The following is a 9,238-nucleotide window of genomic DNA, read 5'->3' as shown; positions in this document are numbered from 1 at the left end:
TCGAAATACGAATGTCTACTAAAAATAAGAAAAGCCGAGCTATACCAATAAGACTTGGATTTACACAATAAGGCATATTGAGAAGCGATGAGTGTTTATTAGGGGTATTTTCAGATAGTTATGTGTATAGTCTGCTCAGAGAAGAATATTATAAATAATCAATCATCTAATTTATAAAAAAATTTAGTTTATTCAATAACTTTAAACATGAAATCAACAAAGCCTCCTGCATTTCATGAGGGAGGCTTTATTCTTTCATAAATAATTATTTAATATCAATAAAGGTAGATAAATAATTAGCTTTCAATTAAATAATTAAAACAGGTTAGACTATTGATTTAGACTAACCTGTTAAAAGTAACAAATTTAAGAATAAATTAAAACTTGTGTAATCAGTAAGCCACCGCCAAATAGTAAGACAAATGCGACAACAGGCCATACAAAACGTAACCAGTGTGAGTAACGCATATTTAACATTTGAAGTGTTGCCATCACAAGTCCAGTAGGTGCTAAAAATAACATAGCATACTGACCAAATTGATATGTTGTAACAATAACAAATCTTGGTATACCTACTGTATCAGCTAATGGTGCAAAGATTGGCATAGATAGTACTGCTAATCCAGATGAGGATGGAACGATAAATCCTAAACAGAAAAAGATAAAGAGTAGAACAATGATAAATAATGGACCACTCATATTTTCTACGATAGATGATGAGAAGTTCAAAATTGTATCAGAAATCATTCCTTTATTAAGTACTAAATTGATACCTCGAGCTAAGCCAATAATTAAAGATACACCAACTAAACTTGAAGCGCCATTAACGAATGCGTCTACAGTACCTTTTTCTCCTAATCCGTATTTACCAGTACCAGCAATAAACATGATAATGATGGTAAAGATTAAGAATGCAGATGCCATGATTGGAAACCACCAACCTTGTGTCATCACACCCCAAACCATAATCGGGAACGGTAAAACAAAAAGTGTAAGAATGATTTTTTTACGAAGTGAAAATGTAGATGAACTATTATTATTCATTACAGACCATTGCTTTTCAAATTCTTTTTTATCTTCATAAGCGTATGAAGCTTTAGGATCTTTTTTAATTTTTTTACAATACCAGAATAAATAACCAACTACAAAGATAGCACCGACTATACAAGCCCCTATTCTCCAATATAATCCATCTGTAAAAGTTGTACCTGCTGCATTTGAAGCAATAACAACTGAGAATGGGTTGATTGTTGAGAATGTACTACCAACTGAGCTTGCTAGGAAAATTGCACCAACTGAGACGATAGAATCATATCCAAGTGCAATAAAAATTGGCACTAGTACAGGATAAAATGCAACGGCTTCTTCTTCAATACCACAAAGCGTACCACCCAGAATCATTAAAATTGAAACGAACGCAATTAACATAAATTCATGGCCTTTAGTCTTTTGTGTTAAAGCTAATAATCCAGACTCGAACGATCCACTTGCTTGAACAACACCAATGAGTCCACCTAGTACAAGAATGAATACCATAATATCTACAGCTTCAATCGTTCCTTTTACCATACTACTGGTAATTTGATCTAGACCAGCGGGATGTTGTTTTAATCGTTCATAAGTATTAGGAATAGAAACAGGTTTGTTAATAGCACCTGATTTAAATTGTTCAATTTTTATTTTTACTCCCATTTTATTGAGTTCTTTTTGTGTTCCAGGAACTTTTTTAACTTGATTATGTGGATTAACTATTTTCAACTCTTGAGATGAAGGCTCATAAGAGAGCTTTGAATAAGCCCCAGCGGGAATAATCCAAGTTGCAATTACGGCTATAACAGTTAATATAAAAAGAATCATAAATGCTCCTGGCATTCTGAAGCTAAAACGCTTTTTCTTTTTGTTTTTATTGATTACTTGGTCCAATAGTTTCATCTCCTTCAACAACTAACGTATGATGTAAAACCACTTAATAATAAAAAAACAAAAGAGCCTCCTGGGGCTATAGGCTCTTTTGTTTGTAGCAAAATGGAGTATAGTATTATAATTTTAATTTTTAATTAATGTTCCAATTTTGCCGTCTAATGCGTCTCCTAATCCTGCTAGAGAGGTAATCAAAACACTGCCTTCAGTATTTTTTTCAAGGAATTGAAGTGCAGCTTCAACTTTTGGAAGCATACTACCTTTAGCAAATTGGCCATCAGCAATATGTTTTTTAATTTCATCAACAGTTACTTCACCAAGACCTTCTTGGTTTTCTTTTCCGTAATTGATGTAAACATAATCTACAGCAGTTAAGATAATGAGTTGATCAGATTGTAAATGTGCTGCTAATAAAGCGCTCGTTTTATCTTTATCAATAACTGCATCAACGCCTTTATAATTGTTATCTTCTTTAACTACTGGAATACCGCCACCGCCGGCTGCGATAACTAGTGTTCCATTTGTGATTAATGTTTCAATACTATCTAATTCAACTATATTTATAGGTTGAGGAGATGGAACGACACGACGATAACCGCGTCCAGAATCTTCTACGAAAGTATAACCTTTTTCTTCCATAGTTTTATCGGCTTGCTCTTTTGTATAAAATAGTCCTATTGGTTTCGTTGGATTATGAAATGCAGGATCATCTTCAGAAACTTCAACTTGTGTCACTAATGTGACCACTTCTTTATCAATACCTAATGCATGTAATTCATTTAACAAACTTTCTTGCATTTGATAGCCAATATAAGCTTGACTCATAGCTCCGCATTCAGGGAAAGGGAATGGAGGGCCTTGTTTGTTCTCAGCGGCATAGTTTAAACCTAAGTTAATACTTCCAACTTGTGGACCGTTACCATGACTAATTACAATTTCATATCCTTTATTAATTAAACTTACTAGAGATTTAGCTGTACTTTTTAATAAATCTAATTGCTCTTTAGGAGATTGTCCTAAGGCATTTCCGCCTAAAGCTACGACGATTTTAGACATTGTATCTCCACCTTTCATTTATTCTCCCAAAGTTGCTACCATAACTGCTTTTATTGTATGTGCTCTATTTTCTGCTTCTTGGAAAACAACTGATTGTTCACTTTCAAATACTTCATTTGTTACTTCCATTTCAGTTAGACCATATTTTTCTTGAATTTGTTTACCGATTATTGTTTCAGTATCATGGAATGATGGTAAGCAATGTTCAAAAATTGTATGTGGATTACCTGTTTTTTTCATTAATTCTTTAGTTACACGGTATGGTTCTAATAATTTGATACGTTTTTCCCAAACTTCATCAGGTTCACCCATAGATACCCAAACATCTGTGTAAATTACATCAGATCCTTTGACACCTTCATCAATATCGTCAGTTATAAGGATTTCACCACCGTTTTTTTCAGCTATATCATTACAACGATTTAATAATTCATCAGTTGGATTTAGCTCTTTAGGACATACGAGATGGAAAGTCATGCCCATGATTGCTGCTCCTTGCATTAAGGCATTTGCAACGTTATTACGTCCATCTCCAACATATGTGAAGTTAATTTCATTATATGGCTTTTTCAATACTTCTTTAGCTGTTAAAAAATCAGCAAGTACTTGCGTAGGATGATCTTCGTCAGTTAAACCATTCCATACTGGCACTCCAGAATATTTTGCTAAGTCTTCTACTACTCGTTGTGAGAATCCTCGATATTCTATGCCATCATACATTCCGCCTAATACACGAGCTGTATCTTTAGCAGATTCTTTTTTACCCATTTGAGAACCTGTAGGTCCAAGATACGTCACATGTGCACCTTGATCATAAGCGGCTGTTTCAAATGCACATCGTGTACGTGTTGAATCTTTTTCAAAAAGTAGAGCGATATTTTTACCTTTCATTTTTTGTTGTTCTATTCCTGCATATTTTGCGCGTTTAAGATCTTCAGATAAATTAAGTAAAAATTCCATTTCTTTTTGTGTAAAGTCTAACAAAGTTAAAAAGCTTCTATTTCTTAAATTTTTCATTTTGAATATCTCCTTTTAAATTAATAGTTACTTTTTTATAATCCAATTTCTTTTATCTTGATATATAATATTTTCCATTTTTAATTCTCTAATTATTTCACCAGTAGTTTTTCTGTTAAGTCCAGATAAATTACTTATTAATTGAATAGTCATAATTTGTTTTAATTCATAGAATTCTCCATTATCATCTCCAATTGAAAGGCATAAAATTCGTAGTATTCTTTCAATTCTTTCTTTAGCTGAATTAGCTCTTAACGCCATAATATATTCTACTTGAAATTGAATAGTCTCATTAAGTTTCTTGAAGAGACTTTCAAATATTTCATTATGCTTTCTACATAAATACTCAAGTAAAACTTTCGGTAAAGTTAATATTTTACAATCTGTCAAAGCTGTACATATTTCATATGGTGCAGGGGTTTCATTAAATATGAAGTTCATTGGAAATATATTTTCATCTTTACTTAATCTTAAATAATTGTCACCAGTAATATTAGAACATTCATGTAAAATACAACCATTTACTAAAAAGTATACAAATTTTATTTGATCAGTTGAATGATATATGACTTGTCCTTTTTTATATTGATAAAGTGTAAAATCCTCTTTATAAGGTCTAATAATACTAACAGGAATATTTAAGTATGATGCTAATTGTTTAAGATTATTATCCAATTCGTATTCTGAATTTTTAATATAAATATTTTCTTCATACATAACTATAAGCCCCTTAAAAATTGCTTCGTTTTAATCATAACTTAAAACACAGAAATACTACCTGTAATCAAACGAATTAGTCCTATTATTGCAAGTACAATAATTAATATGAATAACGTATAATCTAATTTTGTCAAATTTTTATTATTATCTTTTTGTACGTAGCTGTATACGAATAATCCAGGTATATATAACAACATCGTTAATAGTAAATAATCTAATCCAGCTGCATAAACCAACCAAATTGTGTAAATAGATGCAATAATTCCTATTATCCATTGTTTCAAACTAGCTTTAGATTTATTTTGAATAGTATATTTGACCTGGTAAAAAGCACTGAATGTATATGGAATTAAGATTGCACTTGAAGCAAGTGAAAACGCAAACTGATAGGCGCTATCTGTAAACAACATACTAATTAAAAATAACTGGACTAGTATATTAGTAATAATTAAAGCGTTGACCGGAGCTTTATTTTTATTTTCTTTAGCAAACCATTTCGGGAATAGTCCATCTTTAGCTACAATAAAAGGTAATTCACCAGCTAGTAATGTCCATCCCAACCAAGCCCCTAAAACAGAGATAATTAAACCTATATTAACTAGTACTGAACCCCAATGACCTACAATATGTTCTAATACTTGTGCCATTGATGGATTAGCAAGTTTTGAAATTTGGTTCTGTTGAATTACACCTTGGGCTAGTACAGTCATTAAGAAATAAATGACTAGTACAGAAATCAAACCAATAACGGTAGCAGTTCCTACATCTTTTTTAGACTTTGCACGTCCAGAAAAGACAACGGCTCCTTCAATCCCAGTGAATACCCACACAGTTACTAACATAGTACTTTTTACTTGTGCCATTGTGTCTCCCCAACTAAAAACACCAACACTTCCGCTAGTCATACCATAAAAACCAGATTTAAAAGTACTGAAGTTGAATACAACTATCATGCATATAATAACTAGAAATATAGGTATTAATTTAGCTACTGTAACAATACTATTTATAAACGCTGCAGTTTCTACACCTCTAAGTATTAAAAAATGTACACCCCATAATAAAATTGATGCTATGATAATACTTGGAAGTGTGTTACCACCTTTAAATATAGGGAAAAAGTTACCCACAGCTGACATTAATAGGGTTGCATAAGCCACATTACCTAGAAATGCTGCAAACCAATATCCCCAAGCACTTGAAAAACCAATAAAATCTCCAAACCCTGTTTGAGCATAACTATAAATTCCTCCATCAAGATCTGGTCGCTCATTAGTTAAATTTTGAAATACGAAAGCAAGAGAAATCATACCAATAGCAGTTATTATCCAGCCTATAATTATTGCAAGTCCACCAGCTTGGCCACCCATATCTGAGATGATATTGAATGCACCACCGCCTATCATAGAGCCTATGACTAAACCAATTAAGGAAGTTTTACCTAATTTATTTTCATCCATATTAATCTCCCCTAATAAGAGTGGTAAAAATCTTGTTATTTGATTTAATGAATGAATTACTTGTGACTTTTACCACCTTTCAAATTTAAATATCTTCTCTAAATAACGGCTGACTCATACATCTTGGACCTCCACGTCCACGTACAAGTTCACTACCAGTAATTTCAATCACTTTAATTCCTTTGTCGCGTAAAAGTTGGTTTGATACATAGTTACGATCGTATGTCACCACAACCCCTGGTCGAATACATAATGTGTTTGAGCCATCATTCCATTGTTCACGTGCACCATCAATAACATCGCCATTACCTGTTGGAATAAAGTCCACTTTTTCTACTTCTAGAACTTCAGCAAGTGTTTTACGTAACTTGCTAGAACGAGTAATTTTTATATCGTCCTTACCATCATTTTGTTCTATAGTAAATATATTCATATTATTTTCTTCTTTAAATATTGCTGCATGTACTGTAAACTTATCGTAGTCAATCATAGTTAGTACTGTATCTAGATGCATAAATGTACGTGTATTAGGTATTTCAATAGCTACGATTTTTTTAAAACTTGTGTTTGCATCTTTGAAAATATTACGTGCTAACTTTTCTATTGCTTGAGCTGATGTACGTTCTGATATACCAATAGCTAAAACATCTTTAGATAATACTAATTCATCTCCACCTTCAATATTAAATGGTGAGTTACGATCTAACCATACTGGCACATCTTTATCTTTAAATCTTGGATGATGTTTCAGTATATATGTCATAAAAATAGATTCTCTACGTCGTGCTCTCCAATACATTCTGTTAATTGTCATTCCTCTACCAATTGAAGCTTGGGGATCTCTTGTAAAATAAAGGTTGGGCATTGGATCTAAGTAAAATGGATATCTATCATCCATATACTCTACTAAATGAGTTGTTTCAAGTTGAATTTCTTCTTTACGTACGCCAGCCATGATTTTATTAATAAGTTCTTGGTCAGATAACTTTGAAAAGAATTCTTTAATTTCAGTTTCATGACCCAATATTGTCTTTTTAGATTCTGCTAATATATCGTTTATGAAGTTCTCGCGTACTTCTGGCTCAGTAATAGATTCTGCTGCAAGTTTTTCTAAATAAACTACTTCGATTCCTTCATCTCTCAAAGTTTGAGCAAATTTGTCATGCTCTTCTTGTGCAACTTTTAAGTAGGGAATATCATCGAATAATAAACCACTTAAATGATCAGGTACTAAATTTTCTAATTCTTTTCCTGGTCTTTTTAACAACACAGTTTTCAATTTGCCTATTTCACTATTTACTTGAATGGGTCCTTGTACCATTTCAAATTCCTCCTTTGATTTATTACATTTACATTATAAAGCGCTTTCAAAAAGTGTTGTGTGATTTAATTCACAATTATTTAGGGAGTTTTTTCACATATATAGATTTATTCAATACAAAATTTTGTATAAATATATACTTATTTACTAAATAATAGTGAAAAATTGAAAAATTTAGTAATGAAATATTATCTTATTTGAATAAAAAAGTTTTTTATTCATTTTTTTGTATTAGTAATCATTCCTATATATCTAATTTTGAAGAGAATAATTGATAATAAATAAATTGTGCCATTTCACTAGATGATGTCAAAATCATTAAGTTATCATTACCTCCAATAGTTCCTATTATTTCTTTTAATTGTAATTGATCTATGTAATAACCTATACTTTGAGCAAATCCAGGGGACGTTTTTATTAAAATATAGTTACTTAGTATTGTGATTTTAAGAATTTCATCACTTAATGTTTCTAATTGTTTTTTCGCGTTTAATTGGTAGGTTCGATTTATTTTCTTGTAAATATACTTTTTGTTTTCAGTAGGAATTTTGTAAATCTCTAATTCTTGTAAATCCTGAGAAATAGTAGTCAAGCTATAACAAACTCCAAAATGTTTTTTCATGTAGTCTAATATTTGTTTTTTTGTATTAAATTGATTCTGTTTTATAATAGTTAATATAAGATTTAAACGTTTTTCTTTTTCCATTTTTATTACTCCTTTACTATTTGTTATATGCAATAGGCTTTAAATAACTGTATAAGAGCTACTTGTAAATTTCGATTATAAGTATTTCGAAATAGCAGGATGTTTTAATAATCTTTTATATAATACTAACTTTTATAATACAATACTTAATGTTTTTTGTAATTTCACTGCATTTTACTTAAAGTAGAGATTGAAAAAATTCTTGAATTACTGAATAGTAAATAATTAAAATGGAAACTGTGTGTTTATAAGTAGATTGTTTTACGGTTAAAAGAAATGGATGATTATCTAAGATTATATTCAAAATAATTTGTATGATAATAGGAAATATAAAGAGTATGTAATAAAAACTAGTCAAATTGAGAAGGTTTGAAATTAAGTTTACTATGTATAAACAAAATGATCACAATATCTTATCAAAGAAATTTGATTAAATGAATTGAAAAATGAAAAAATTAATGAGTAAAAGATATAGAAGTACTCATTGAAACATATTGGAAAGATACTCTAGTTTTTATGACTTAAATTAACGTTATAAGTTAATTAATTTTTAGTAATATTATTAGTCGGATTTACAGATAAAAAGTAATAAATATATTGAACTTTAAGAAAATTTCATTATTTTTAAATACATTATTTAGATATTAAATAAGTAATTTATCTTGAATTATAATAGTTTTCTATTTTTTTATTGAAAATATAAAAAAATAAATTGAGAGCATCCCTCACCGTAAAAGTGAAGGATGCTCTAGTTTTATTAGAATATAATTTTCATTTTGATAGGTAATGATTAATAATTGCCTGTAGATCATTGTTAAGTACCGTTGTTATAGTATCATCATTCATAAAATCATCATAGATTTTATCCAATATTGCTTCATCTTCAATCACTGTGAAATGACATATTAGACCTTTCACTATTGAAACGTAATCTTGCGATTCTAAACAACTAGCAACTGTTCGCCAGTCTGATTGTGTGGTTTCATGGTTCATAGATAATCCTACTTTTATTTCAATGTCCATTTTTGACGTGCTTTA

Annotated in this window: 8 protein-coding genes and 1 pseudogene; 1 reads left to right on the top strand and 8 read right to left on the bottom strand. The window is 30.4% G+C overall.

What is annotated here, in order from left to right; genetic code table 11:
• A pseudogene (locus tag HMPREF2953_RS11765) lies at positions 1 to 158 on the top strand (GNAT family N-acetyltransferase); the annotation flags it as partial.
• A 208-nt stretch (positions 159 to 366) separates the two neighbouring features.
• Here HMPREF2953_RS11765 and HMPREF2953_RS10920 read toward each other — a convergent pair.
• The 8 genes from HMPREF2953_RS10920 to HMPREF2953_RS10885 all read right to left on the bottom strand — a co-directional run bounded on the left by HMPREF2953_RS10920 (position 367) and on the right by HMPREF2953_RS10885 (position 9,193).
• Positions 367 to 1,923 (bottom strand): YfcC family protein, encoded by a 1,557-nt coding sequence (locus HMPREF2953_RS10920; RefSeq protein ID WP_070673413.1) that lies wholly within the window; start codon positions 1,921 to 1,923, stop codon positions 367 to 369.
• Positions 1,924 to 2,046: 123 nt separating this feature from the next.
• Complete coding sequence (gene arcC / locus HMPREF2953_RS10915) at positions 2,047 to 2,976, bottom strand: carbamate kinase (RefSeq protein WP_070673429.1); 930 nt, start codon at positions 2,974 to 2,976, stop codon at positions 2,047 to 2,049.
• Between the two features lie 18 nt (positions 2,977 to 2,994).
• Positions 2,995 to 3,993, bottom strand: a complete 999-nt coding sequence (gene argF / locus HMPREF2953_RS10910; RefSeq protein ID WP_070673411.1) for an ornithine carbamoyltransferase — start codon at positions 3,991 to 3,993, stop codon at positions 2,995 to 2,997.
• Between the two features lie 27 nt (positions 3,994 to 4,020).
• Entirely contained in the window at positions 4,021 to 4,710 is a 690-nt protein-coding gene (locus tag HMPREF2953_RS10905) for a Crp/Fnr family transcriptional regulator (RefSeq protein ID WP_070673409.1), read from the bottom strand.
• Positions 4,711 to 4,751: 41 nt separating this feature from the next.
• The gene (gene arcD / locus HMPREF2953_RS10900) at positions 4,752 to 6,173 is read right to left on the bottom strand and encodes an arginine-ornithine antiporter (protein ID WP_070673407.1); all 1,422 of its coding nucleotides are present in this window, start codon (positions 6,171 to 6,173) and stop codon (positions 4,752 to 4,754) included.
• Positions 6,174 to 6,258: 85 nt separating this feature from the next.
• Entirely contained in the window at positions 6,259 to 7,494 is a 1,236-nt protein-coding gene (gene arcA, locus HMPREF2953_RS10895) for an arginine deiminase (RefSeq protein WP_070673405.1), read from the bottom strand.
• Positions 7,495 to 7,738: 244 nt separating this feature from the next.
• Positions 7,739 to 8,200: an arginine repressor gene (locus HMPREF2953_RS10890; RefSeq protein ID WP_070673402.1), complete on the bottom strand. Its 462-nt coding sequence runs from the start codon at positions 8,198 to 8,200 to the stop codon at positions 7,739 to 7,741.
• A gap of 771 nt (positions 8,201 to 8,971) precedes the next feature.
• Positions 8,972 to 9,193: a hypothetical protein gene (locus HMPREF2953_RS10885; RefSeq protein WP_070673400.1), complete on the bottom strand. Its 222-nt coding sequence runs from the start codon at positions 9,191 to 9,193 to the stop codon at positions 8,972 to 8,974.
• Positions 9,194 to 9,238: the final 45 nt, after the last annotated feature.

Origin of the sequence: Staphylococcus sp. HMSC072E01 (genome assembly GCF_001814125.1) — a bacterium.
In the GTDB taxonomy this organism is placed as follows: domain Bacteria; phylum Bacillota; class Bacilli; order Staphylococcales; family Staphylococcaceae; genus Staphylococcus; species Staphylococcus hominis.
Note: the sequence above shows the minus strand (reverse complement) of the source record. Positions and strands in the feature narration are given on the sequence as shown.

Coding starts and splice junctions, on each gene's coding strand:
- arcC (WP_070673429.1), bottom strand. CDS start 2,976: ATGTCTAAAATCGTCGTAGCTTTAGGCGGAAATGCCTTAGGACAATCT.
- argF (WP_070673411.1), bottom strand. CDS start 3,993: ATGAAAAATTTAAGAAATAGAAGCTTTTTAACTTTGTTAGACTTTACA.
- HMPREF2953_RS10905 (WP_070673409.1), bottom strand. CDS start 4,710: ATGTATGAAGAAAATATTTATATTAAAAATTCAGAATACGAATTGGAT.
- arcD (WP_070673407.1), bottom strand. CDS start 6,173: ATGGATGAAAATAAATTAGGTAAAACTTCCTTAATTGGTTTAGTCATA.
- arcA (WP_070673405.1), bottom strand. CDS start 7,494: ATGGTACAAGGACCCATTCAAGTAAATAGTGAAATAGGCAAATTGAAA.
- HMPREF2953_RS10890 (WP_070673402.1), bottom strand. CDS start 8,200: ATGGAAAAAGAAAAACGTTTAAATCTTATATTAACTATTATAAAACAG.
- HMPREF2953_RS10885 (WP_070673400.1), bottom strand. CDS start 9,193: ATGAACCATGAAACCACACAATCAGACTGGCGAACAGTTGCTAGTTGT.